Raw genomic sequence first — 25,724 nt, 5'->3', positions numbered from 1 at the left:
CATGGTAGCGTGATCGTACGGATGATGATGACGAACAGTCACTTCACGTCTCGCCATTCGCGGCGCGGCGGCCGCATACGCCGAGCACCGCCCGGACATGGGACGGTCTCGGTACCATCGCCGACCTGGGCTTCGCCGGACTCGACGATGGCGCTCCCGATGCCGACCCGGCGGTGATCACCAGCTACAAGGCGGCCCGGAACCGACCCCTGACCCGTGGTCAGAAGCTTTTTGTAGACCAGATTGGCCATGCCGCTCCCCGTGTCGGTGGTCGCATCGCATCCGGCCGTAGCTGTCACCAAACCCTGTCGTCATCCGCCATCGGATCCGATTGGATGCGCGCCCCGAAAACTCCGGGTTCATTGGACGCCCGTCGTATCTGTCGTCATTCGAACGTTTGACGACAGGCAGCGTGCGGCAGCCGGAGCAGCGGAAGGGCGTTGACCGCGGGATGTGCGGGTACGAGATGTCGCTGCGGCGAGACGGTCGGTCGCGAGTGACGTAGGTGAGGGTTTTCTGCTGTCAACGTGAGCGCCGCCAGCGGGTCCGCCCCGATCGTCGGTCGCCGATCAGGGCTGGATGTTCTCCAGGTCCTCCAGAAGGCTGGGGTGCTTCGGCTCCCAGCCGAGCGCCTGCCGGGTGCGGGTGCTGGACGAGGGCTGGTCGGCCTTGAAGATCGGGCCGAGCGGGCCGTAGGTCTCCTCCGGCACCGACTCGACCGGCAGGCCCAGCCGTCGGCCGATGACGGCCGCGATGTCCCGTACCTTGTCCCCCTCGTCGGCCACGGCGTGCCAGACGGTACCGGCCTCCGCCTGCTCCAGGGCGAGCCGGAAGAGAACGGCCGCGTCGAGCGCGTGGACGGCGGGCCAGCGCTGTGTGCCGTCACCGGGGTAGCCGGAGATCCTGCTCTGGCGTGCGATGTTGGTCAGCAGACCGGCGAACCCGCCCGCGCCCTCGTTGTGAACCGTGCGCGGCATGCGTACGGACGTGCTCCGGACCCCGCGGGAGGCCAGGCCCAGGACCGCCGTGACCGTGCGACTGCGGCCGCCGACCGGCCCGTCGGTCGGCACCGGGTCGGCCTCGGTGGAGGCACGGCCCGGCACCCAGGGCGTACCCGAGACGGTGACCAAGGGGCGGTCGCTGCCGACGAGCTCCTCGCCGAGGGTGGTGAGGGCGGCGGTCTCCTCGGCGACGTTCTGGGCGAGGGCTTCGGGGCTGCTGAAGTCGTTGCCGAAGGCCAGGTGGATCACCCCGTCGGCCTGGGCGGCGCCGGAGCGCAGGACGTCCAGATCGGCGAGGCCTCCCCGCAGCGGCTCGGCGCCGGCTGCCTCGGCGGCCTGTGCGGAGGCGTCGGAGCGGGCGAGCGCGAGGACGGTGTGGCCGTTGCCGAGGAGTTCGGCGACGACGGCGGAACCGATCAGACCGGTGCCGCCGGTGACAAAGATGCGCATGGAAACCCTCCCAGAAGTGATGGGACTCTTGTCCCATCACCCTAGCAGGGTGACGGGACAAGAGTCCCATCGCATATGCTGAACCCATGGGTCGATGGGAACCAGGTGCGCGTGAACGCCTCGTCGTGGCTGCGGTCGACCTGTTCACGGAGCAGGGGTATGACGCCACGACGGTCGCGCAGATCGCCGAGCGTGCCGGGGTCACCAAGAGCACCTTCTTCCGGCACTTCCCCGACAAGCGCGAGCTGCTGGTCGCCGGGCAGGAGACGCTGAGCCGGCTGCTGACCGAGGGGATCGCCGACGCGCCCGGTAACGCCAGCCCGCTTGAGGCAGTCGCTGCCGGTCTCGAGCGCGCCTCGACCGCGATGGGCCCCAGGAGTCGCGAGCTCGCCCCCCGCCTGAAGGCGGCCGTCGCCGCCAGCGCCGAGCTTCAAGAGCGTGACGCCCTCAAGACCGTCAGTCTCGCGGCCGCGATGACAACCGCCCTGGTCGCCCGCGGCGTACCCGATCCGACTGCGGCTCTCGCGGGCGAGCTGGGCGTCCTCGCTTTCAAACGGGGGTACGCCGAATGGGCCGAGGACGACCGTGGCGCCGAGGACGAGCTCGCCGGGTACACCCTGGCGGCCCTCGACGAACTGCGTGCGGCGAGCGCATCGCTGGGCTGACCGGACGAGCATCGTCCAGCGCTGGTGCGGTGGACGAGAAGCAGACCTCGCAGCTCTTCGAGCTCGCTGGCCTGATCTTGGCAGTGGGCCGCCATATCCAGGCGTCCAAGGAGGCCGCAGCCGAGTCCGGAACGCCTCTGCAAGGAGCCGTGACGCGTTTCATCGACCGGCACCCGGGCGCTACGGGGCCCACGAAGGCCGTGTACAGGAACGCCCCGCGACCGCACCGTGACTATGGAGGCGCGCAGGTCGTTGGTGGTGCCGAGACCCCCTGGTACCCGTCGCAAGCGGACGTACTCCTCGCGTGCGACTTCTTCGAAACGGTCACCCTGTCCGGAGCCCGGCTGCACGTGCTCGCGGTCATCGAGCACACCAGCCGCCGTATCCGGATCCTGGGCGCCACCGCGCATCCGACCGCATCCTGGGTGGCACAGGCGGCGAAGAACCTCGTCATGGACCTCGAGGACGCGGGATGCCGGGCGCGCTACATGATCCGGGACCGGGACAGGAAGTTCCCCGCACTGTTCGGCGCCCTCCTCAAGGACGCGGGGATCCAGGTTGTCCTCAGCGGCGTCCGGATCCCCCGCATGAACTCGTCTTCGCCGCCGAGCCCCGCACGCTGCGCTACGCCGACACCGTGATCGCCACCCTGCTGGCGGCCGGCCTCCCACCGCGCACGGCCGCGTAGACCCACTGGTCGATCTTCTACCTGGCCCTGGGCCTCACCCAGGAACAGCAGGCCGCCCGGGAGACCGCACCGGCCCTCCTGCCGGACCAGGTCCCGGCCGAAACCCACCCGACCCCCGGCCACTGCCCTGCCGTACGTCGGCCCCGACAACTTCGACCAGCGCTTCGAATTCGCCCTCGACCTGATCATCGCCGGCCTTCCCCGGGTCGAGGGGCCAGTCGGCTGGCGGTCGTGAAGAAGAGTCCCCGCTGGACAGGCGTCCGGCGGGGCGCGGTCGGCTCCAGCGGTCCCGCACGGAGCGGGGTGTGGCGCCGCTTGCGAGCCAGCCGGAGCACGTAGCCGGTCGGCGCGCTCGGGTGTGCGACGGTGGAGTGTCCAGGCAGGCCGCCCCACGAGCCGGGCATGAAGAAACATGACCGCAGTGGGTGCGGCGTGGCTCGTGAGCGCCGCGCGTCCTCGAATCACCACCCCTGCAAGAGCCGCAACCAACGACGTTTGACCTCGGAGATCGCCAGCGTCGGTCAAATTTCGGTGAGACGGGTGATCACCGGCCGGGTGCGGCGTCCTCCGGGGCGGTGGTCAGGCGGGTGTGGACGTCGGTGGCGGCTTCGCGGGTGACCGGGTCGGGGTCGTCCAGGTGGGCGGCGATCAGTTCGGCGGCCGCGGTCGGCACCGGCGCCGGGATGGTGGCGGTGCGCAGGTGGAGCATCTGGGCGGCGGCGCTCGCCCGGGGTGGTGGCCGGGTGGGCGGGTGGGGATCAGGGAGTGCGGCCGCGGCTGGGAGCTGGTCACTGCCCTGTTCTCCCGGCTCCGGCCAGGCCCTGGTGCCACATCAGATTCTGGTGGCCCGGCCGGCGGCGACCGCCTCCTTCAGTGCCTCGGCGGCTGCACGCCGACCGACCCTGGCCGGCTTCGGTCGGGCGGGCGCGGTCTCTCTCTTCCGAAAAGCGTGCGCATCGCACGCATTGCTGCTACGGTGACAGGGATGCGTGCGCAGTGCACGCATTTCTGGAAGGACCGCCGTTCTGGCGTCCCGGTAACCCCGAGGAGTGAGGCTTGATGCTGAATCCGCTCGACGATCCCCAGGGTCGGTTCGTCGTGGTGACGAACGATGACGGTCACCATGCGCTCTGGCCGGAGTTCTCCGTCGTACCCGCCGGATGGGCCCTCGTGCACGGGCCGTCGGACCGGTCTTCGTGCCTCGACTACGTCAACGGGCACTGGACGGACATGCGGCCGCTCAGTCTCGTGACGCAGATGGCGGCGGACTGTTGACCACCGCTGCCGGGCAGGCCGGTCCCTCCCTCCCGGACGCGGCCGGACGAAGGACCGCCGCGCAGACGCGCCTGGACTCCGTGTCGCCGGCGAAGCGCGCGCTTCTGGCGAAGCGCCTGGCAGGCCGCGGAGCAGGCTCCGGCGCCGCCGCGGCGCCCACGGCCGGGGCGACTTCCCCCGCGCTCTCCGCCGCTCAGCGGCGCGGGCCGCTCAGCTTCCCCGAAGAGCGCTTCTGGATCGCGTACACCTTCGAGGAACAGTCGTCCGCATATCACGTGCCGGTCACCCTACACCTCAAGGGAGAGCTGTCCGTGCCCGCCCTCACGGAGGCACTGCGGACCCTGACCGCCCGGCACAGCATCCTGCGCACCCGCTATCCGATCGGCCCCGAAGGCGAACCGACCGCCGTGGTCGGCGACCCCGAGCCCGTCGAGCTGCCGCTCCGGGACGTGGCGGGCCACCCGTGGGAACTGCTCGACCGTGCCACCACCGCGCCGTTTGACCTGGAGCTGGACGCGCCGATCCGTCCCCTGCTGCTGCGGCTCTCCGATGACGAGCACTACCTGCACATCACGCTGCACCACATCGCCACGGACGCCTGGGCGACCAACATCCTGCTGCAGGAGCTGACGACCGCGTACACCGCGCACGCCCGCGGCGAGCGGCCCACGCTTCCCGAACTCACCGTCCAGTACCGCGACCACGCACACTGGCAGCGCGCCCAGGCCGAGCGGTTCGCCCGGCAGCTGGCGTACTGGCAGGAGACGCTCGACGGCGCGCCGCGGGACCTGGGGTTACCCACCGACCGACCCAGGCCGCCGGAGCACCGGCCCCTGGTCCCGGGCCGCTGCTTCACCGCCGCGATCCCGGCGGAGCCGGCCGTCCAGCTGACCCGGAGCACCGGGACCACCCTGTTCATGGTGCTGCTCGCGGCGTACTCGGCGGTCCTCGGCCGCCGCGCGGGCCGCCAGGACGTGGTGGTCGGCACACCGGTGGCGGGCCGACCCGATCCCGCGGTCGATCCGTTGATCGGATGCTTCATCAACACGCTCGCGATGCGGACGGACCTGTCCGGCGACCCCACCGTCGCCGGGCTGCTCTCCTGCGTACGGGAGCGAACGCTCCATGCCTACGAGAACCAGGACGTGCCGTTCCAGCAGGTCATCGAACACGTGGGCAGGCGGACCGACGGCCGCAAGGCCTTGTTCCAGGCCTGGCTGGCCCTGCAGAACGTGCCCGACGCGCCGCTGGAGATGGCCGGCCTCGAGGTCGAGGAGACGCCCGACGTCGTCGAGGCGACGAAGTTCGACCTCACCTTCCATCTCCTCCCGGCGGCGGACCGGCTCGAACTCCGCGTCGAGTACGACAGCTCGCTCTTCGACGAGGTGACGGTGCGCGGCCTGGTTGAGGAGTTCAGCGCTTGGCTCACGACCGCCGCGGCGGATCCGGACCGGCGGCTTTCCGAGATCGCACCCCCCGCTTCCGATCTGGAGGTTCCCCCGTGTCCGTGTCCGTGACCGCCGAGCCGGGCTCCCTGTTCCGGCACCGAGGTTTCTTCCTGCTGTGGTCCAGCCAGTCCGTGTCGTTCCTCGGGACGCAGATCACCTATGTGGCGCTTCCCCTGACCGCGGTGCTGGTCCTGAACGCGACGCCCATGGAATCCGGCCTGATGGGGGCGCTCGAGAAGCTTCCCTTCCTCCTGTTCGGGCTCTTCGTCGGCGTATTCGTGGACCGCCGGGCCCGACGGCCGATCCTCGTCTGGACCAACGCCGTCCGGTTCGCCGCGCTGACCTGGATCCCGGTCGCCTATCTGCTGGACATGCTGACCATGGGGCAGTTGTTCCTGGTCGTCTTCGTCGTCGGCACGATGACCGTCTTCTTCGAGATCGCCTATCCGTCCTACGTCCCCGGCCTGGTCGGCCGCGAACGGCTGATGGAGGCGAACAGCAAGCTCCAGGTCTCGGAGTCGGTCGCGGAGGTCGCCGGACCCGGCACCGCGGGTGTGCTGATCAGCGCGCTGAGCGCGCCGGTGGTGATCGTCCTGGACGCCGTGAGCTACGCCGTCTCCGCCCTGGCCCTCGCCAAGCTGCCCGCGGACGCGGCTCCCCGCACCGCCGAGGACACCGACCGGAAGGCGCCCTCGGTGTGGACGTCGGTGCGTGAGGGCTTCAGCGTCATCAAGCAGCACGCCGTACTGCGCTGGTGCACCGTGGCAGCCGTCTTTACGAGCCTCTCCTTCAGTGCCGTGATGGCGGTGTACTTCCTCTTCCTCATCAGGGAGGCCGAGGTCGGAGCGGCCGCGATCGGCGTGATCACGGCCGTCGGCAGCGCCGGTGCCCTGTGCGGTGCGCTGGTCGCCGACCGGTTGACCCTCCGCTGGGGTGTCGGCCCGACGCTGGTCCTGTCCCTGGTCTTCCCGGCGCTGGGCTACCTCGTCCTCGCGGGCGTGCACGGGAGCTCCTTCTGGGCGGTCGCGACCGCGGCGGTCGCAAGCTTCATCGCCCTCTTCGGCATCCCTGTCTTCGACGTGACGGTCATCAGCTACCGGCAGGCGGTGACCCCCGACCACCTGCTGGGGCGGGTCAACGCCACGGTGCGCACCTTCGCCTGGGGCGCCCTCTCGATCGGCTCGCTGCTCGGAGGCGCGCTCGGCACGGCCCTGGGCCTCCGACAGGCCGTCCTGGTGTCGGCGATCGGCCTGCTCGTGCCGTCCCTGATCCTCTTCCTCTCCCCGGCTCGCCGCGTGCGCCGGCTGGACGAGGCCGCACAGGCCGCGGCCGAGCCGAAGGCCCCCGAGCCGTCCCTCCCCCTCAACCTGTGAGGACCATCATGACCACAACGTCTCCCACGAGTGTCCGGGGCATCCGCCGTCGGGTCGCCGTGTCCGGAACGCAGGAACTCGTGTCTGTCAGCCACGACCCGCACTCCGTCATCTCCGTGATCGAGCCCACCGCGCCCTCGGTCGACCTCGCCCACTGGGTGCGCGGCAACCGCTCCCGCGTGGAGGAACTGCTGGGCGAGCGCGGCGCGGTGCTCTTCCGGGGCTTCCCCGTGTCAGGGGCCGCGGACTTCCACGCCGTCGTCAAGGAGTGGTCCCCCCAACTGCTCAACTACACCTACGGATCCACGCCGCGCAGCCGCTCGGACGTGTCCGGTGTGTACACGTCCACCGAGTACCCCGCCGACCAGACCATTCCGCAGCACAACGAGATGGCCTACGCACGGATCTGGCCGACGTACCTGTGGTTCTACTGCGACCAGGCCGCCGCCGCGGGCGGTGCGACCCCGCTGGCGGACAGCCGCCGGGTCGCGGCCCGCCTGGACCGGTCGCTGCTGGACGAGTTCGCCCGGCGGGGCGTGCGCTACGTACGCAACTACGGGACCGGGTTCGACCTGAGCTGGCAGCAGGCATTCGAGACCGAGGACCGTGCCGAGGTCGAGGCTCTCTGCCGGGCCCAGGGCATCGAGTTCACCTGGTACGGGGACGACCGGCTCCGCACCTCACAGATCTGCCAGGCCGTGATCGGGCACCCGGTGACCGGGGCGGAGATCTGGTTCAACCAGGCGCACCTCTTCCACACCTCCGCCCTGCCCGCGGAGGTGAGCGCCGAACTGCTGGAAGGCGACCCCGCGGACATCCCGCGGCAGGTCTACTACGGCGACGGTGAGTCCATCGAGGACGCCGTTCTCGACGAGGTACGCGCGGCCTTCGCCGCCGAGACGGTGCGCGAGCCCTGGCAGGAGGGCGACGTCCTGCTCATCGACAACATGCTCGTCTCGCACGGGCGGGACCCGTACGAGGGCCCGCGCCGGGTCCTCGTGGCGATGACCGACGAGCACAACGGCCGTCACGACGAATGTGCGGGGGAATGAGAATGACCGCGGTCGAACCCGAGCAGATCGAGGGTTACGAGCTCTCGCCCCAGCAGCAGGCGGTGTACCTGCGGCAGGGCGCCGACCACCGGGCCGAGCACGGCGTGCGCTGTGCGTCGACGATCGCCCCGAGCCTGCTGGCCGGGCGGATGGAAGCACTGGTCGCGCAGTACGAGATCCTGCGCACCCGGTACGTCACCCTGCCCGGGCTGCGTATGCCCGTCCAGGTGGTCGACGCGGCGGGACCGGTCGACGTGGCGCCGGGTCCGTTCGGCAGCACGCTGCTGCGGGCCGGCGAGCTCACGGTGGAACACACCGACAGCCCGGACGGCAGCCTGCTCCGCCTCGGTCTGCCGCGGCTGAGCGTGGACCGTACGACCTGGAGCGTGATCACCGGTCTCCTGCTCGGCGAGTCCCCCCAGGACGCCGACGCGCAGGCCGGCGAGGAGCGGCTCCAGTACACCGACGTCACCGGCTGGCTCGCCGACGAGATCGACCCGTCGGGCACCGCAGAGGAGACGGAGGAGACGGCCGGGACGCGGACCGCGCTCCCGTTCCTCGCGCCGGCCCGCCTGTGGAACCCCGACGCCGAGCCCGAGACGCTGTCCCTGACGGTCGAGGGCCCCGCGCTCCGGCGGCTGCGGACCGCCGCCCGTGACCTGGACGTCGACGAGGCCGCACTGCTGCTCGCCGCGTGGTGCTCCCTGTACGCGCGCTACACCCACCACAGCGACGACCGGGTCGTGGTGGTCACGGACGGGCGTTCCGCGGACGGGCTGAGCGGCATGCCCGGTCTGCTCGAGCGCCCGGTGGTCACGCGGCCGACGCTCGATCCGGAGGAGTCGTTCGCCCGCGCCGCGCGCGCCGCGGCCGACGCCCTGCGGGACGCCGCTGCGAGGCAGTACCGGTGCGACCCGCGGAGCGCCGCCCGGGGCGCCGGGGACGGCGCCGCCAGCCCCGTGCTCTCCTTCCGCCATCATCGGGACCCCTGGGCCGCGGCCACCGAACCGGGACGCCTCGACAGGCCGGAGACGCCCGGCACGCTCCATCTGGACTGCACCGAGGGCCCGGAGCGCCTGTTCCTGACCTTCGCGGGCACCGGCGCGCGGATCGCGGCCGACGACCTGGCACCGCTTGCCGAGGCGTACGAGCAGCTTCTCGCCGACGCCCTGGCCGACCCCGAGCGGGCCGCGGGCACGCTGCGTCTGGTCGCCGCCGCACCGGCCGCGCCCCCGGCCGAACTCCCCGGCGAGGGGGAGACGGTGCTGGAGCGCTTCCTCCGGCAGGCCCGGCGCACGCCCGACCGGGCCGCCGTCCGCAGCGGCGACGAGACGCTGACCTACCGTGAACTGGCCCATCGGGCCGAGGCCGTCGGCGCCCTGCTGCGGACCCGGGGCGTGCGGCCCGGCGACCGGGTGCCCCTGCTGGCCCCGGCCTCGGCGGACACGCTGGCCGCCATGATCGGCACCTGGCTCGCCGGGGCCGCGTTCGCGCCCGTCGATCCCGGGTGGCCCACGGAGCGCGTCGAGACGGTGGTGGGCCAGCTCGGCTCCGCACCGGTCCTCGTCCCCCGGGCCGCCGCGGGTGTCACGCTCTCCGTCCCGTCGCTGCCCCTGCCGGACCCGGACGGCCTGCCCGCCGACCTCACGTCCGGCCCCGCCGACGCCGGGGGCGCCGCGTACGTGATCTTCACCTCGGGGACCTCGGGGCGGCCGAAGGGCGTCGTCGTCGGCCACCGCCAGCTGGCCCACTACGCCGAGGCGGCTCTGCACCGGTTCGGGCTGCCGGACGGCGCCGGGTTCGCGGCCGTGTCCACCCTGGCCGCGGACCTCTCCTACACGGCCCTGTTCCCCACGCTCGCCGCCGGCGGCTGCGTCCACCTCTTCGACACCGACGTCGCCACCAGCCCGCGGGTGCTCGCCGAGCGGCTGCGGACCGACCCGGTGACCGCGATGAAGCTCGTGCCCTCGCACCTCTCGGTGCTGCTGGCCGAGGCCGACGACCCGCGGGAACTGCTCCCGAAGGAGGTGCTGGTGCTCGGCGGCGAGCCGCTGCCGCGCGGGCTGCACGACCGGCTACGTGAACTCGCCCCGGAACTGCGGGTGTTCAACCACTACGGGCCCACCGAGACCACCATCGGCGCTTCCTGCCTGCCGCTGGAGGCGCCGGTCGACGAGCGGTGCTCCTCGGTGCCGGTGGGTACCGGCCTCGGGCGGAACATCCTGACCGTCGCCGACCCCGAGGGCCGGCCGCTGCCGCCGTGGTGTCCCGGTGAGGTGCTGATCAGCGGCCCCGGCGTCGCCCTCGGCTACCTGTCCGAACTGGACGAAGGACGCGAGGGCTTCGGCTGGCCGGTCGACGGGGGAACGTACCGTTCGGGCGATGTCGGCCGACTGGTGCCTGGTGCGGGCGTCGAGATCGTCGGCCGCCTCGACGACCAGGTCAAGCTGCGCGGGTACCGGCTGCAGCTCGGCGAGGTCGAGGCGCTTCTGCACCGGCAGCCCGGCGTGCGCGCCGCGGCCGTGGTCGCGCGCACCGACGAGAACGGCCTGGTGTCCCACCTCGACGCCTATGTGGTGGCAACCGGTGACGAGAGCGCCCCGTCGCCCGGCGATCTGCGGACGGCGCTCGGCGGCGAGCTCCCCGCGGCCCTGGTCCCGACCGGCTGGCAGGTCCTGGAACGCCTGCCGCTGACCAGCAACGGCAAACTCGACCGCAAAGCCCTGACGCCCGTGGAGGCGCAGCGCACCCGGGCCGGTCGCCCGCGCGACTCGGTCGAGCAGCGGCTCCTCGTCCTGTGGTCCGAGGTCCTGGGCGTGGACGGCATCTCGCCCGAGGACGACTTCTTCGAGCTCGGCGGGTACTCGCTGCGCGCCATCAAGCTGATCTCCCGTACCAACGCCGCCTTCGGCTGCCGGCTTCCGATGTCCTCGATCTTCAGCGCGCGGACCGTCGCCGCCATGGCCGGACTCGTGCGAGGCAGCGCGGGACAGGACTCCAACCTGGTGCCCCTGCGGCACGCCCAGGGCGCCGCCCCGGTCTTCTGCATCCACCCGGGCGGCGGAAGCACCCTCAGCTACTGGGAACTCGCTCGCCTGCTGCCGGCCGACCGGCCCGTGCACGGCGTCGAGTCCTGGGGCCTGCACGGCAGGCCGCCGCAGCAGGACTTCCACGAGATGGCCGCGGACTACGCCGACGCGATCGCCGCGGCCTGTGCCGAGCCGCCGGTGATCATCGGCTGGTGCTACGGCGGACTGATGGCGCTTCAGACGGCCCGGGCGCTTCGCCTCAAGGGGCGTGAGGTGGCCCGTCTGGTGATCGTCGACTGCCCCGCCCCCGGATACGACGAGGAGGACGAGGCAGGCGAGGAGGTACAGCCGCTGACCGAGGAGGTCCTCGTCGGCCGCTTCGCCTGGCACTACGAGCTGGACCTGCCCGCCCAGCTGCCCTCGGGACCCGCGGCGTACGCGCTGCTGCTGGATGCCATGCGGAGCAACGGGCATCTGCCGCCGACCGCGGGAGAGGACGAGCTGCGCGCGCTGTTCGACGTCTACGCCTCGAACATGACCGCTCTGGAATGCCTTTCCGAGGACACGGACCCGAACACCCGGACTCCCGACTACCCCGTTCTGCTCGTCCGGGCCGAGCCTGCGGGCACCCCGCGGGACGAGGACCGCACCTGGGGCTGGCGTGCCCTGGTCGGGCCCGGCCTCGCGTTCGCCTCCGTCGACGCGGACCACCACGGCATCATGCGCGCGCCCGCGGTCGGCGATCTCGCCGACCTGGTCGGGCGGGCCATCGAGGAGCCCACGGCCCAGAAGCGGGTGACCCGTGACTGAACGTCAGCAGGACGTCGCCGGGCCGCCCGCACTCCGTCTGCCGGCGGACCGGGTGGCCCCCGCCGCGCAAAGTCGCGGCACCGAGTCCCTCACGTTCACCCTGGGGCCGGCCACGGCCCGGCGCCTCGACGAGCTGAGCCGGGAGCACGGGGTGAGCCGCTTCCTGACGCTCCTGGCCGCCTTCCAGCTCGTCCTGGGCCGGTACGCCGGGGTGCGGGACGTCGCCATCGACGTCGGCGTCGCCGCTGATCCGCGGATGCCACGGGACGCCCACGCGGACCCGGGCACTCGGGCGGTCAGGGCACGCTGGGAGGACGGTCAGAGCTTCGCGGAGTTCCTGCGACACGTGCATAAGCACGGCGCGCAGGCCCTCGAGGCGTCAAACACCCCGGACCAGGTGCCGCTGTTCCGGACCGAGGACCTGTCCGTGGCCTGGGAGGCGGCGCCGGCCGAAGGCTCGGGGCCGGGCGCGCTGCGCGGTACGGCGCGGTACGACGGCGACCTGCTCGACCGCGCCACGGTCGCGCGGATGACGACGCACTACGTGACCCTGCTGGAATCCGCGCTGGCCTCGCCCGAGGAGCGTGTCGCGGACCTGGCGCACACCACCCCGGAGGAGCGCGCCCTGCTGGCCGCGTGGGGAACCGAAGGGGGCGCGGCCCGCGCCGACAGCGTCGTGGCCGCCTTCCAGGCCCGGGCCGAGGCCGCTCCGGACGCCGTCGCGCTGGTCTACGGCGACGAAACCGTCACCTACGCGCGGCTCCGGGAGCACGCGACGCACGTGGCGCACCGGCTCGTCGAGCGCGGCGTCGGGCCGGAGAGCGTGGTCGGCCTCGCCATGGAGCGGTCGGCGTCGCTCGTCGTCGCCATGCTGGGCGTCCTCACCGCGGGCGCCGCCTATCTGCCGCTGGACCCAGGACACCCGGAGGCTCGGCTGGCCTACATGGTCGAGGACAGCGGGGCGTACCTCGTGCTGGCCGACCGGGACGTCACCCTCGCCGGCGACGTGCCGGTCCTGCGGACCGACGAGCTGGGCGCGCCGCCTGCGGAACTCTCCTTGACCACGGGGGAGCTGCCCGCGGTGCGCCCGGAGCAGCAGGCGTGCGTGCTCTACACCTCCGGGTCCACCGGTCGTCCCAAAGGCGTCGCGATCACCCATCGCGGGATCGTGCGCCTGGTCTGCGACGCGGGCTACCTCGGCTTCGGGCCCTCCGACGTCGTGGCGCAGGTGGCCAACACCTCTTTCGACGCGGCCACCTGGGAGGTCTGGGGCGCGCTGGTGAACGGTGCCCGGCTGGTCGGGATCAGCAAGGACGAGGCGCTCACGCCCGACCTGCTGCGCGCCCGTGTCGATGAGCACGGGGTCACCGCCATGCTGCTCACCACCGCGCTCTTCCACCGGTGCGTGGACACCGCCCCGGCCATGTTCGCCCCGCTGCGCACCCTCTTCTTCGGCGGCGAGGCGGCGGACCCGCGGCGCGTGGCGGCCCTGCGCGCGGTCGTGCCCGGGCTGCGGCTGGTGAACGCGTACGGCCCCACCGAGGGCACCACCATCGCCAGCACGTACGACATCGTGGACACGGCGCCGGACGCGGCCCGCGTCCCCATCGGGCGGCCCATCGCCGACACCCGCCTGCACGTGCTCGACCGGAGCGGCCGGGAGGCCGGCATCGGCGTGCCCGGCGAACTGCACATGGGCGGCGCGGGCCTCGCGCGCGGCTACGTCGGGCGGCCCGACCTGACCGCGGAGCGGTTCGTGCCGAGCCCGTTCGGCGTGGGTGAGCGCCTGTACCGCACCGGCGACGTGGTGCGCTGGCGCGAGGACGGCGTGCTCGAGTACCTGGGCCGCGCCGACACACAGGTGAAGATCCGGGGCGTGCGCATCGAGCCCGACGAGATCGCGAACGTGCTCTCCACGCACCCGGACGTGCGGGCGGCCGTCGTCGACGTGCAGGGTGCGGACGGCTCCGAGCGCCTCGTCGCATACGTCGTCCCCCCGGGCGAGCGCCGGGCCGCGCCGCGCGAGCTGCGCGCGTACCTCGCGGCTCGGCTGCCCGAGGCGATGGTGCCCGCGCGGTTCGTCACGCTGCCCGAACTGCCGATCACCCCTAACGGCAAGCTGGACCGACGCGCCCTGCCCGCGCCGTCGGACGATGACGGCGTCCTGGCCGAGACGTACGTCGCGCCGCGTGGAGCAACTGAGGAACTTGTCGCGCGGGTCTGGGGCGACCTCCTGGGAGTCCCGAAGCTCTCCGCCTACGACGACTTCTTCGCGCTCGGCGGACACTCGCTCCTCGCGACGCAGGCCGTGGCACGCGTGGCGGCACGGCTCGGCGTGGAACTCGGCGTCCGCGCCGTCTTCGAGGCACCGACCGTCGAAGGGTTCGCCGCGCGAGCCGCCACGGCCCGCCGTGGGGACGCCCACCTGGCCGTCGTCTCCACCGGCGGCGGTCCGCACGCCCTGTCCTTCGCCCAGCAGCGCCTGTGGTTCCTGGACCGGCTCGCTCCGGGCAGCCCGCTCTACAACGTGCCGCTGGTGCTCTCCGTCGACGGACCGCTCGACGTGGCCGCGCTCGGCGAGGGCGTCCAGGGGCTCGTGCGGCGCCACGCCTCGCTGCGCACCCGCCTTGTGGCGGACGGGGACGAGCCGCTCCAGGTTGTCGACGCGGACGCGGACGTGCCCGTGCGCGTCGAGGACCTGGGGCACCTGCCGGCGGCGGAGCGCGAGCGCGCGGCGGACGACCTCGCGCGGAGCGAGGCGGAACGCCCCTTCGACCTGGCCCGGGGGCCGTTGGTCCGGGTCCGTATGCTGCGGCTGGCCGAGGAGCGGCACCTGCTGCTGCTCACCCTGCACCACGCCGTCTCCGACGGATGGTCGGTGGGCGTCCTCGTCCGCGACCTCGGCGCGCTGTACGCGGCGGCGCGGGGCGGCACGGCCGCGTCGCTGCCGCCCCTTCCGGCCCAGTACGCGGACTACGCGGCGTGGCAGCGCCGGTTCCTCGACGCCGGTGCGCGCGACGAGCAGGCCGCCTACTGGAAGGACCGCCTGGCGGGGGCGTCCGCCTGCCTGGAACTGCCGACCGACCGCCCGCGTCCCCCCGCCCCCCGGTACTCGGGGGAGGCGTTCGCGCTGCGGCTCGCTCCCGGGCTCACCGAGCGCCTGGGCGAGGTGAGCCGGGCGCACGGGGTGACCCGCTTCATGACGCTCCTCGCCGTGTTCCAGCTCGTCCTGGGCCGGTACGCGGGGGCACGGGACGTCAGCGTCGGCACACCGGTGTCGGGGCGTACCCGGCCGGAGTTCGAGGAGCTCGTCGGCTTCTTCGTGAACACGCTGGTGCTGCGCACCTGCTGGGAGGACGGCCTCACGTTCGCGGAGTTCCTCGCCCGGGTGCGGGAGACCACGCTGGGCGCCTACGAGCACCAGGACCTGCCGTTCGAGCAGGTCGTCGAGGCGGCACGGCCGCCGCGCGACCCGAGCCGGACGCCGCTGTTCCAGGTGATGCTGGCGATGCAGAACGCGCCGGCGGGCACCAGCGCGCTGCCCGGCCTGACGGTGTCCCTGCGCGAAGGCGCGGGCCGGGTCGCCAAGTTCGACCTGACCGTGGTGTGGGAGGAGGCGTCGCTGGACTCCGGCGAGCTGTGCGGCTCGGTGGAGTACGACGTCGATCTCTTCGACCGGGCGACGGTCGAGCGGATGATGCGGCACTACCTCACCCTCCTCGACTCCGCGCTCGCCACGCCCGACGCCCGCCTGACCGACCTGGAGATGATCGACGCCGAGGAACTCACCGCCCTGGTCGGGCCGGTGGCCGAGGCTCCGGCGCGTCGGGCCGTCACGCTGCACGGGCTCGTCGACGCCGCGGCCACCCGCGCGCCGGAGCACCCGGCGCTGGTCCACGGCAACCGGTCGATGGACTACGCGGAGCTGCGGGAACGCTCGGACGCCGTGTGCGCGCACCTGCGCGCGCGGGGGGTGGGCGCGGGCGACACCGTCGTCGTACGGATGGACCGCTGCCTGGAGTGGCCCGTCGCGCTTCTCGGTGTGCTCAAGGCGGGCGCCGCGTACGTCCCGGTCGACCTGGGCACCCCGCCGGAGCGCCTCGGCCACGTGCTGCGCGACGCGCGGGCCGCCCTGGTCCTCGGATCACGTGCGGACGGCGCGCCGTCCTACCCGGAGGTGCCCTTCGTCGCCGTCGAGGACGCCTTTGAGCACGGGGCCGGCCTGCCCGCCGGTGAGCACGCCGCGTACCCCGCGGCGACCGCGTACGTCCTGTACACGTCCGGTACGACCGGCCGCCCGAAGGGCGTGTGCGTCAGCCACGCGAACCTCGTGCACACGCTGGAGGCGGTGGCCGAGCGGTACGGGCTGGGCGCGGAGGACCGGGTCCTGCAGTTCGCGTCGCTCACCTTCGATGTGGCGGCGGAGGAGCTCTTCGCGAGCCTCGTCCGCGGCGCGACCGTCGTCCTGCTGCCGGCGGGGCCCGTGCCGGGCATCGACGAACTGATGTCCCTGGCCCGGCACGAACGCCTGTCGGTGCTGAACCTGCCCGGGTCGTACTGGCACGAGTGGGTGTCCGCCCTGGACCGGCACCCGCCGACGGCATGCCGGACGCTGCGCCTCGTCGTCGTCGGCAGCGAACGCGTCGACGGCGGCAAGCTCGCCGAGTGGCAGGCCGCCGTGCCTGCGCACATCCGCCTCCTCAACGCCTACGGTCCGACCGAGACGACCATCACGGCGACCGTCCACGAGCCGCCCGTCGCCCCACCGCCGGGCCGGGCGGCGGGCGGCACCGTCCCCATCGGCAGGCCGCTGCCCGGCGTCCGCGCCTACGTGCTCGACGATGCGCTGCGGCCCGTACCGCAGGGCGTCCCGGGCGACCTGTACCTCGCGGGTCCCGGCGTCTCGCACGGCTACCTCGGCGACCCCGGGCGGACCGCCGGGTCCTTCCTGCCCGACCCCTGGGGGCGGCCCGGCGAGCGCATGTACGCGACCCGGGATCGCGCGCGCCGCGGCCCCGGCGGCGAACTGGAGTTCCTCGGCCGCACGGACGACCAGATCAAGCTGCGCGGCTTCCGCATCGAACTCGGCGAGATCGAGGCCGCCCTCGCCGCGCACCCGCGGGTACGGGACGCGGCGGCGGTGCTGCGCGAGGACACGCCCGGCCGGCCGCTGCTCGCGGGGTACGTGGCCCTGGCCGGCGCCACGTCGGAGGCGGAGCTGCGCACGCACCTGGAGCAGCGTCTGCCGGGCTACATGGTGCCCGCCGTGGTCGTCACGCTCGACCGGCTCCCGCGCAATGAGCGTGGCAAGACCGACCGCCGTGCGCTGCCGCTCCCCCTGCGCTCGGAGCGGACGCCCACGTCACCGGACGCACCCACGGGCGACATCGAGCGCGTCGTCGCGGACGTCTGGCGCGAGGTCCTCGCCACCGAACGCGTCGGCGTGGACGACAACTTCTTCGAACTGGGCGGCCACTCCCTCCTCGTCGTGCGGGTGCAGTCGCGGCTGACCGAGACGCTCGGCAGAGCGGTGCCGGTGGTCGACCTGTTCCAGTACCCGACCGTGCGCGCCCTCGCCCGGCACCTCGCCGCGGGCGACGGGCCCACGGCGGCCACGGGAGCCGAGGGGCGCCGCCGCGCCGCCGCCCGCCGGCAGCTGCAGGGCGCGCGAACGGCGCGGACCAGGAGGCACACGAGATGACAGCGCAGACGCCGCGGACGGATGTGAAGCCACCGATGACGGACCATTTGGAGACAGAAGCGATGAGCGACGAAAACGACCTGCCCGCCGGCGCTGTTGCCGTCGTCGGCATGGCACTGCGGGTTCCCGGTGCCCGAACGCCGGACGCCTTCTGGCACAACCTGCGCGAGGGCGTGGACAGCGTCACGACTTTCACGCACGAGGAACTGCTCGCCGACGGCGCGGCCCCCGAAGAGCTCGCGCACCCGGACCACCGCCCCGCGCTCGGCGTCCTCGACGACATGGAGCGGTTCGACGCGCGGTTCTTCGGGTTCTCCCCGCGCGAGGCCCAGATGCTCGACCCGCAGGCCCGGATCTTCCTGGAGTGCGCCTGGGAGGCCCTGGAGCACGCGGGCCTGCCCTCGGACGCCACCGACGCCGTCACCGGCGTCTACGCCGGCGTCGGGGAGAGCGCCTACCTGCGGCACAACCTGCTGGCCCACGAAGGCCTCGTCGAGCGCATCGGCGCCTTCCAGACCTCCATCGGCAACGACAAGGACTTCGTGCCGACCCGGGTCTCGTACAAGCTGAACCTGCGCGGCCCGAGCGTCAGCGTGCAGACCGGCTGTTCCACCTCGCTGGTCGCCGTGCACACCGCCGCGCAGGCCCTGATCGGCGGCGAGTGCGACATCGCGCTCGCGGGCGGCGCGACCGTCGTCCCGCACCGGCGCGGCTACCGGTACGAGGAGGGCGGCGTCCTGTCCGCCGACGGCCGATGCCGGGCCTTCGACGCGAGTGCCTCCGGCACCGTCCCGGGCAGCGGTGCCGGTGTCGTGGTCCTCAAGCGGCTCGCGGACGCCCTCGCCGACGGCGACGTGATCCACGCCGTGATCCGCGGCTCCGCCATCAACAACGACGGCGACCGCAAGGTCGGCTTCACCGCCCCGAGTGTCGAGGGACAGGCCGACGTCATCACGGAGGCGCTCGACGTCGCCGGGGTCGATCCGGCCACCGTCTCGTACGTGGAGGCCCACGGCACCGGAACCCAGCTCGGCGACCCCATCGAGGTGGCGGCCCTCAAGAACGCCTTCGCCGGCGCGGGCGCGGCGCACCGCTGTGCCCTCGGCTCCGTGAAGACCAACATCGGCCACCTCGACACCGCCGCCGGTGTGGTCGGCCTGATCAAGACCGTGCTGGCGCTGAAGGCGCGGGAACTCCCGCCGTCCCTCCACTACACGCAGCCGAACCCGCGACTCGGCCTGGAGGAAGGCCCGTTCTACGTCAACGCCGCACTCGCCCCGTGGCAGGGCGACGTGCTGCGCGCCGGTGTCAGCTCCTTCGGGATCGGCGGCACCAACGCCCACCTGATCCTGGAGGAGGCGCCGCGGCCCCCCGCCGCCGCCGGGCCGGGCCGCGGCCGGCACGTGCTGCCCCTCTCGGCCGCCACGCCCACCGCGCTCGACACCGCCGCCGCGGAGCTCGCCGCCCATCTGCGCGCCCACCCGCAGGAGCGCCTGGACGACGTGGCGCACACCCTGCAGCACGGCCGCTGGACCCTGCCGTACCGCCGTTTCGTCGTGGCCGGCAGCATCCAGGAGGCGGCCGAGGCCCTGAGCGGGCCCGCCCCGACGCACTCCGCCGGGCCCGAGACGGACCGGGACCGCGAGGTCGTCCTCACCTTCCCCGGACAGGGCGCCCAGCGCATCGGCACCGGTCTCGCCCTGTACGAGCGTGAGCCGGTCTTCCGCGCGGAGGTCGACCGCGCCGCCGAGATCCTCCTGCCGGTGCTCGGGGAGGACATCCGCCACCTGCTGTACCCCGCCGACGCGGAGCGGGAGACCGCCCAGGAGAAGATCCGGCGGACCGAGTACGCACAGCCCGCCCTCTTCGTCGTCGAGTACGCCCTCGCCCGGCTGTGGGCCTCCTGGGGCATCCGCCCGGCGGCCATGCTCGGACACAGCCTCGGCGAGTTCGTCGCCGCATGCCTGGCCGGCGTCATGGCGTACGAGGACGCGCTGCGCCTGGTCGCCGTACGCGGGCGGCTGATGCAGGGCGCGCCCGCCGGTGCGATGGCGGCGGTGCCGCTGCCGGAGAGCGAGGTCACGCCACTCCTCGGCGCGGAGGCCGTCCTGGCCGCCGTGAACGGGCCGCGCGAGTGCGTGGTCTCCGGCCCCTTCGAGGCGGTCGAGGCCGTCGAGTCGCGCCTCGCCGAACGCGGGGTCACCACGAAGCGGCTGCGCACCTCGCACGCCTTCCACTCGCGCATGATGGACGGCGCCGCCGACGCGTTCGAGGTGGAAGTCGCACGCGTCGCCCTGGCCGCGCCCCGGATCCCCTTCGTGTCCAACGTGACCGGCACGTGGGTCACCGAGGAGGAGGCCACCAGCCCGGCGTACTGGGCCCGCCATCTGCGCTCCACCGTGCGGTTCGGTGACGGCCTGCGCACGGTGAGCCGCCCCGGCGCGACGCTGCTCGAGGTCGGCCCGGGCCACGTCCTGACGGGCCTCGCCCGCGCCGGGAAGGACGCGCACGGGGCGGTCGCCTCGCTGCCGTCGGCCGGCCCGGACGCCGACGCCGAGCAGGAGATGCTTACCGCCGCCGGCGAACTGTGGCGCCTCGGCGCACCCCTCGCCTGGGAGGCGCTGCACGACGGGGAGACGCCGCGCCGCACTGTGCTCCCGACGTACCCCTTCGAACGCGAGCGGTACTGGGTCGACCCGCCGCGCGGCACCCGCACGGCGCGCGCGAACCCGGACGGACTCGCGGTGCGCGGCTTCCGCCGGGTGGGCCCGGCGAGCCCCGCGGCCGCGCACGACGCCACGGCACCGGCCGCGTGGCTGGTCGTCACGGACCAGGTGGGCGCCCTCCAGGGCCTCGCCGAGCGCCTGCACGACACCCGCTCCCGGGTGATCGAGGTCCCGGCCGGCGCCGTCGGCACCCAGGACGACTGCGCCCGGCTCCTGGAGACCACGCTCACCGCGGACGAGCGGATCGCGGGCGTGGTCCACGCGGCGCTGCTCGGCACCGGTGCCGAGCCCGACGCCTTCCACGCGCTGGAGGAGCTGGAGGCGCTGGAGCGCGCCGTCACGGCACGCGGGGACGACGGCGCACGGCTCGTCACCATGGTGTCCGGCGCGCTCGACGTCACCGGCGAGGAACCGCTCGTGCCCGGGAAGAGCGCGCTGACCGCCTGGGCCCACGCCGGACGGCCGGGCTCCCGGACGCTCCTCGACGTGCCCGTACCCGGAACGGCCGCGGCCGCCCGCCGCCTGACCACCGCGCTGCTCGCGGAACTCGACGGCACGCTCGTGGAACCCGTCGTCGCCCTCCGCGGTGGCCACCGCTTCGTGCCCGAGCTGGCCCCTCTGGGCGCGGCGACCGGCACCGACGCCGGCCGACACGCCGGTGCGCACTACACGTCGACGGGCGACGACCCGGTCGCGACCGTGTTCACCCGGGCCCTGATCCGTGCGGGCGGCACGGTGACCCCGCTGCCCGCCGCCCCGGTCGTACCGTCCACCCTCCTGGTGCTGCTCGACGCGAACGCCCTGCGGGCCGACGTGCTGGACGCACTCGAGCACGCCACCACGGCGGTCGCCCAGGCGCCCGCGGGCACCGTGCTCGCCTGCGAGGTCCACCTCGTGGGTGACGCCGGCTTCGAGCCGTCCCGCTCGCCGGTCGCCGCCGTCGTCGAGACCCGTGTCGCCCTGGTGGGCCGCGAGTCCGAGATCCCGTGGACCGGCTTCGTCTGGTCGCGCGCGGACCACGCCGCCGTCGAGCGGTGGGCGGCCCGCGTGGTCGGCGCGGCCCCCGGCAGCTGCCAGGCGGTCGTGGAACCGTCAGCCGAGCTCGCACCGGGCACCGCCCCGGCCCCGCAGGGCGCGACCTGCGGGGCCCGCGCGGACCACACCGACGACACCGAGCGCCAGGTCGCCGCGATCTTCTCGGACCTCCTCGGCGTCCCCGACATCGCCCCGGACACCGACTTCTTCGAGCTCGGCGGACACTCCCTGCTCGCGGCCCAGTTCGTCGCGCAGGTCCGTACGGTCTGCGGTGTCGAGGTCCCGCTGCGCACCTTCGTCGGCGAGCCGACGATCCGCGGTCTGGCCGCCGCCGTGCGCGCCGCCCGCGCCGAGGCCGGGGACACCCTGCTGGAGGCGCTGCCGACCGTGGTGCCGGACCCCGCCAACGAGGGGGTGCCCTTCCCGCTGACGGACGTCCAGCAGGCGTACTGGATCGGCCGCACCGGCGTCTTCGAGATCGGCAACGTCGGCATGCACGGGTACGAGGAGTTCGACGTCCAGGACCTGGACCTGCCCCGGATGGAACGGGCCTTCCGCCGGCTCATCCAGCGGCACGGCATGCTCCGCGCCGTCGTGCTCCCGCACGGCGAGCAACAGATCCTGACGGACGTCCCCGACTACGTCATCGAGACGGAGGACCTGCGCGGACGGCCCGGGAACGAGGCGGACGCGGCTCTCGAGAGCATCCGCGCGGCCATGTCCCACCAGAACTTCGAGGCCGACCGATGGCCGCTGTTCGAACTGCGCGCCTCGGTCCTCGACGGCGGCCGCACCCGACTGCACTACAGCATCGACGGTCTCGTCACCGACGCCCGGGCCTCGAACGTCCTGCTGCGCGAACTCGCCCACCTCTACGAGCGGCCGGACGTCGAGCTGCCCGCGCTCGAACTGTCCTTCCGTGACTACGTGCTGGCGGAGCACAGCCTGGAGTCCTCCGAGCTGTACCGCCGTGCGGAGGCCTACTGGCGGGAGCGGATCCCGGCCCTGGCTCTCGCCCCGGAACTCCCGCTGGCCCGCGACCCCCGCACCGTCGACTCCCCGCGCTTCAAGCGCGTGGAGGGCCTGCTGCCCCGGGACACCTGGGAACGCGTCAAGGGCCGGGCGTCTCAGCGCGGCATCACACCCACGGCGCTGCTTCTGACGGCCTACAGCGAGGCGCTGGCCACCTGGTCGAAGAACCGCCGCTTCACGCTCAACCTCCCTATGGCGAACCGGCTTCCGCTGCACCCGGAGGTGGACGCCATCGTCGGCGACTTCACCTCGGTGACCCTGCTCGAGGTCGACGCGGCGAGCGAGGCCACGTTCGAGGCGCGTGCCCGCGCCGTACGGGACCGGCTCATCACCGACATCGACCACCGTGTGTTCAGCGGTGTGCGCGTCATACGGGAGATGAAGAAGGCACGCGGTGACGCGGCGGCGGCCATGCCGGTCGTGTTCACCAGCCTCTTCCTCGACCACGGCCAGGACACCCCGATCGGCGAGGTGGCGTACAGCATCTCGCAGACCCCGCAGGTCTGGATCGACGCACAGGTCTACGAGGTCGACGGCGCGCTCGCGTTCGACATCGACGCGGTCGAGCAGCTCTTCCCGGAGGGTCTCGTCGCAGCGATCCACGCGGCCACGCTGGAACTGCTGGAGTGGCTCGCGCGGGACGAGGACAACTGGAGCCGGCGCACGCCCCTGCTCGTCCCGGGCGCCGAACTGGCCGAGCGGGAGGCGTACAACCGCACCGAAGGCCCGCTCCCGTCGGGGCTGCTGCACACACCGTTCTTCGCCACGGCGGCCCGGACGCCCGAGCGCACCGCCGTCGTCACCCCGGGCCGCACCCTCAGCTACGGGGAACTGGCGGCGCGGGCCGGCGGCATCGCCCGGCGCCTGACCGGCCTCGACGTGCGGCCAGGCGACCTGGTCGCGGTGGTGATGGAAAAGGGCTGGGAGCAGTGCGCCGCCGTCCTGGGCATCCTCGCCGCGGGCGCCGCCTACCTGCCCATCGACCCCGAACTGCCCGACGAGCGCATCCGGCTCCTGCTCTCACACGGCCAGGCCCGCGCGGTCCTCACCCAGGGCCGCGTCGCACAGGGCGGCGAGGACCGCTTCGCCGGTGTCCCGGCCGTGTTCCGGGTCGACGAACTCCCCCTGGAGGAGCGCGCGGCCGACGGTCTGCGACTGGAGGGTCCCGCCACGCCGGACGACCTCGCGTACGTCATCTTCACGTCGGGTTCGACCGGTCTCCCGAAGGGCGTGATGATCGACCACCGCGGCGCCCTCAACACGATCGTGGACATCAACGACCGCTTCGGCGTGGGGGCCGACGACCGCGTCCTGGCCCTGTCGTCGCTGAGCTTCGACCTGTCGGTCTACGACGTCTTCGGCCCGCTGGCGGTCGGCGGTGCGGTCGTCATGCCCGACGCCGGCGCGCACCGCGACCCGGCGGCCTGGCTCGACCTGCTGGAGACGGCCCGGGTCACCCTCTGGAACTCCGTGCCGGCGCTGATGGAGCTGCTCGTCGAGCACATGAGCGTGAAGGAGGCGACCAGCACGGCGCTGCGGCTGGTGATGCTGAGCGGCGACTGGCTGCCGGTCACGCTGCCGGACCGCATCCGGCGGGTGCTCGGCGCCCCGGAGGTCGTCAGCCTCGGCGGTGCGACGGAGGCGTCGATCTGGTCCATCCTCTACCCGATCGGCGAGGTGCCGGCCGACTGGCCGAGCATCCCGTACGGCAGGCCCATGCGGAACCAGACGTTCCATGTCCTTGACGACGCGCTCCGGCCGCGCCCGACCGGGGTGCCCGGCCAGCTCTACATCGGCGGCGTGGGTCTGGCCCAGGGCTACCTGCACGACGAGGCCAAGACCAAGGGCAGCTTCATCGTCCACCCCGAGACCGGCCGGCGCCTCTACCGCACCGGAGACCTCGGACGCTTCCTGCCGAGCGGCGACATCGAGTTCCTCGGCCGCGAGGACTTCCAGGTCAAGGTGCAGGGCTACCGCATCGAGCTCGGCGAGATCGAGGCCGCGATCATGCAGCACCCGGACGTCCGGGCGGCGGTGGCCGTGGTCCAGGGGGAGCCGCGCGGCGCGAAGCGTCTGGTCGCCTTCGTCGTCCCGCAGACCGCGCACGACGTTCCGCAGGACCTCCGCGACTTCCTCGGTACGAAGCTGCCCCGGTACATGGTGCCGGACGTCTACGTGGAGATCGACGAACTGCCGCTCACCGCGAACGGCAAGGTCGACCGACGGGCGCTCGTGGTGCCCGAGCAGGTGGTCGAGGAGGCCACGCCGCTCTACGAGGCTCCGCGTACCCCGATAGAGGAGGCCGTCGCCGAGGTCTGGGCGCACATGCTCAAGATCGAGCGCGTCGGTGTCCACGACAACTTCTTCGCCCTCGGTGGAGATTCGCTCATGGCCATGCGCGCGGTGGTGCACCTGCGCAAGGCGCTCGACACCGAGCTGCCGATCCGTGTCCTGTTCGACAGCCAGACGCTGGCGGACACCGCGCTCGTCATCGAGGACCACCTCCTCGCCGAGATCGAGGAACTGTCCGAGGAAGAAGCCCAGGCGTTGCTCGCCGACTGAGCCGATCTGTCACGGAGACCTCAAGGTGAACCGAACCGCAACACCCCGCGCGACGCGCGCCCACGGCTGGATCGTGGGCGCGCGGCGCCCGGCCGCACCGGCCGTCCGTCTCTTCTGCCTTCCGTACGCGGGAGGCGGGGCCTCGACCTACGCCGCGTGGCCCGCGCTCTTCCCGGACGACGTCGAAGTCTGCCCCGTCGAACTGCCCGGCCGGCAGACCCGCTGGGGTGAGAACGCCTTCGAACGGGCGCGGCCGCTCGTCGAGACGCTCGCCACCGCGCTGGCGGACGAACTCGACGTCCCCTACGCGCTCTTCGGACACAGCATGGGTGCCCTTCTGGCGTTCGAACTGGCCCGGGAGCTGCGCAGGCGCGGCGCCGACCTGCCGCGCGTCCTCTTCCTCTCCGCCGGCCCCGCCCCGCAGCTCCCGCGCCGGAAGCCACAGGTGCACGACCGGCCGGACGACACCGTGGTGGCCCGGCTGCGTGACCTGGGGGCCGTCCCGGACGACGTGTTCGCGGAGCCGGAGCTGCTCGAACTGCTCATGCCGACGATCCGCGCGGACTTCTCGGTCGTCGAGACGTACGCGTACCAGCCCGAACCGCCGCTCGACTGCCCCGTCGTGACCTTCGCCGGAACGGAGGACCGGGAGGTGCCGCCCGACCAAGTGGCCTTCTGGCACGAGCAGACGACCGGCGGCTTCGCCCACCACGTTCTGCCCGGGGACCACTTCTTCCTGCACAGCGAGCGGACCGCGCTCCTGGACACGCTCCGCGCCGCGCCCCGGCGTCGAAGGGGGTCAGCTCGGTGGAGAGCTCGTGCCCGTACAGCGGCATGCCCGCCTCCAGGCGCAGGGTGTCCCGGCAGGACAGGCCGC

At 73.2% G+C, this 25,724-nt stretch carries 11 protein-coding genes and 3 pseudogenes; 10 read left to right on the top strand and 4 right to left on the bottom strand.

The genetic code is table 11. From position 1 onward, the window contains the following. Positions 1 to 38: 38 nt before the first annotated feature. Both ACWDAK_RS27610 and ACWDAK_RS27605 read right to left on the bottom strand, forming a co-directional pair. Positions 39 to 251, bottom strand: coding sequence for a hypothetical protein (locus ACWDAK_RS27610; RefSeq protein ID WP_344640251.1), 213 nt, complete (start codon positions 249 to 251; stop codon positions 39 to 41). Positions 252 to 569: 318 nt separating this feature from the next. After that, positions 570 to 1,451: an SDR family oxidoreductase gene (locus ACWDAK_RS27605; RefSeq protein WP_344640252.1), complete on the bottom strand. Its 882-nt coding sequence runs from the start codon at positions 1,449 to 1,451 to the stop codon at positions 570 to 572. Between the two features lie 86 nt (positions 1,452 to 1,537). On the opposite strand from ACWDAK_RS27605, the gene ACWDAK_RS27600 reads away from it, so the two are divergent. Together ACWDAK_RS27600 and ACWDAK_RS27595 are read left to right on the top strand one after the other, a co-directional pair. Next, positions 1,538 to 2,116, top strand: coding sequence for a TetR/AcrR family transcriptional regulator (locus ACWDAK_RS27600; RefSeq protein WP_344640253.1), 579 nt, complete (start codon positions 1,538 to 1,540; stop codon positions 2,114 to 2,116). A gap of 281 nt (positions 2,117 to 2,397) precedes the next feature. Further along, positions 2,398 to 2,712: pseudogene (locus ACWDAK_RS27595) on the top strand (integrase); the annotation flags it as partial. A gap of 636 nt (positions 2,713 to 3,348) precedes the next feature. On the opposite strand, the gene ACWDAK_RS27590 reads toward ACWDAK_RS27595, so the two are convergent. Beyond that, a complete protein-coding gene (locus ACWDAK_RS27590) occupies positions 3,349 to 3,513 on the bottom strand; it encodes a hypothetical protein (RefSeq protein WP_344640254.1) in 165 nt (54 codons plus the stop codon). 350 nt (positions 3,514 to 3,863) lie between these two features. Here ACWDAK_RS27590 and ACWDAK_RS27585 point away from each other — a divergent pair, with 350 nt between their 5' ends. From ACWDAK_RS27585 to ACWDAK_RS27550, 8 genes and pseudogenes are all read left to right on the top strand, one after another. After that, positions 3,864 to 4,079 carry an MbtH family protein gene (locus tag ACWDAK_RS27585; RefSeq protein ID WP_344640255.1) on the top strand — a complete coding sequence of 72 codons (216 nt, stop codon included), beginning with the start codon at positions 3,864 to 3,866 and terminating at the stop codon, positions 4,077 to 4,079. After that, complete coding sequence (locus ACWDAK_RS27580) at positions 4,076 to 5,596, top strand: condensation domain-containing protein (RefSeq protein ID WP_344640256.1); 1,521 nt, start codon at positions 4,076 to 4,078, stop codon at positions 5,594 to 5,596. Before ACWDAK_RS27585 ends, ACWDAK_RS27580 begins: the two co-directional genes overlap by 4 nt. Next, on the top strand, positions 5,581 to 6,900 hold the full coding sequence (locus tag ACWDAK_RS27575) for an MFS transporter (RefSeq protein WP_344640257.1): 1,320 nt from the start codon (positions 5,581 to 5,583) through the stop codon (positions 6,898 to 6,900). Before ACWDAK_RS27580 ends, ACWDAK_RS27575 begins: the two co-directional genes overlap by 16 nt. Positions 6,901 to 6,980: 80 nt before the next feature. Next, positions 6,981 to 7,952, top strand: coding sequence for a TauD/TfdA family dioxygenase (locus ACWDAK_RS27570; RefSeq protein WP_427395060.1), 972 nt, complete (start codon positions 6,981 to 6,983; stop codon positions 7,950 to 7,952). 2 nt (positions 7,953 to 7,954) lie between these two features. Continuing rightward, complete coding sequence (locus ACWDAK_RS27565; RefSeq protein WP_427395061.1) at positions 7,955 to 11,791, top strand: amino acid adenylation domain-containing protein; 3,837 nt, start codon at positions 7,955 to 7,957, stop codon at positions 11,789 to 11,791. After that, on the top strand, positions 11,784 to 17,492 hold the full coding sequence (locus ACWDAK_RS27560) for an amino acid adenylation domain-containing protein (protein WP_427395062.1): 5,709 nt from the start codon (positions 11,784 to 11,786) through the stop codon (positions 17,490 to 17,492). Before ACWDAK_RS27565 ends, ACWDAK_RS27560 begins: the two co-directional genes overlap by 8 nt. Before the next feature lie 62 nt (positions 17,493 to 17,554). Next, complete coding sequence (locus ACWDAK_RS27555) at positions 17,555 to 24,847, top strand: hybrid non-ribosomal peptide synthetase/type I polyketide synthase (protein WP_427395063.1); 7,293 nt, start codon at positions 17,555 to 17,557, stop codon at positions 24,845 to 24,847. After that, positions 24,732 to 25,565, top strand: a pseudogene (locus ACWDAK_RS27550) (thioesterase II family protein); the annotation flags it as partial. The gene ACWDAK_RS27555 and the pseudogene ACWDAK_RS27550, both read left to right, overlap by 116 nt. Before the next feature lie 55 nt (positions 25,566 to 25,620). Here ACWDAK_RS27550 and ACWDAK_RS27545 read toward each other — a convergent pair. Next, a pseudogene (locus ACWDAK_RS27545) lies at positions 25,621 to 25,724 on the bottom strand (hypothetical protein); the annotation flags it as partial.

It is taken from the genome of Kitasatospora sp. NPDC001175 (genome assembly GCF_053598215.1).
The sequence above is the reverse complement of the archived record's forward strand: the minus strand, read 5'-3'. Positions and strand labels throughout refer to the sequence as shown.

What these genes read in the sequence shown, in the direction of transcription:
- ACWDAK_RS27610 (WP_344640251.1), bottom strand. Translation starts at nt 251, where the DNA reads ATGGCCAATCTGGTCTACAAAAAGCTTCTGACCACGGGTCAGGGGTCG.
- ACWDAK_RS27605 (WP_344640252.1), bottom strand. Translation starts at nt 1,451, where the DNA reads ATGCGCATCTTTGTCACCGGCGGCACCGGTCTGATCGGTTCCGCCGTC.
- ACWDAK_RS27600 (WP_344640253.1), top strand. Translation starts at nt 1,538, where the DNA reads ATGGGTCGATGGGAACCAGGTGCGCGTGAACGCCTCGTCGTGGCTGCG.
- ACWDAK_RS27590 (WP_344640254.1), bottom strand. Translation starts at nt 3,513, where the DNA reads ATGCTCCACCTGCGCACCGCCACCATCCCGGCGCCGGTGCCGACCGCG.
- ACWDAK_RS27585 (WP_344640255.1), top strand. Translation starts at nt 3,864, where the DNA reads ATGCTGAATCCGCTCGACGATCCCCAGGGTCGGTTCGTCGTGGTGACG.
- ACWDAK_RS27565 (WP_427395061.1), top strand. Translation starts at nt 7,955, where the DNA reads ATGACCGCGGTCGAACCCGAGCAGATCGAGGGTTACGAGCTCTCGCCC.
- ACWDAK_RS27555 (WP_427395063.1), top strand. Translation starts at nt 17,555, where the DNA reads ATGAGCGACGAAAACGACCTGCCCGCCGGCGCTGTTGCCGTCGTCGGC.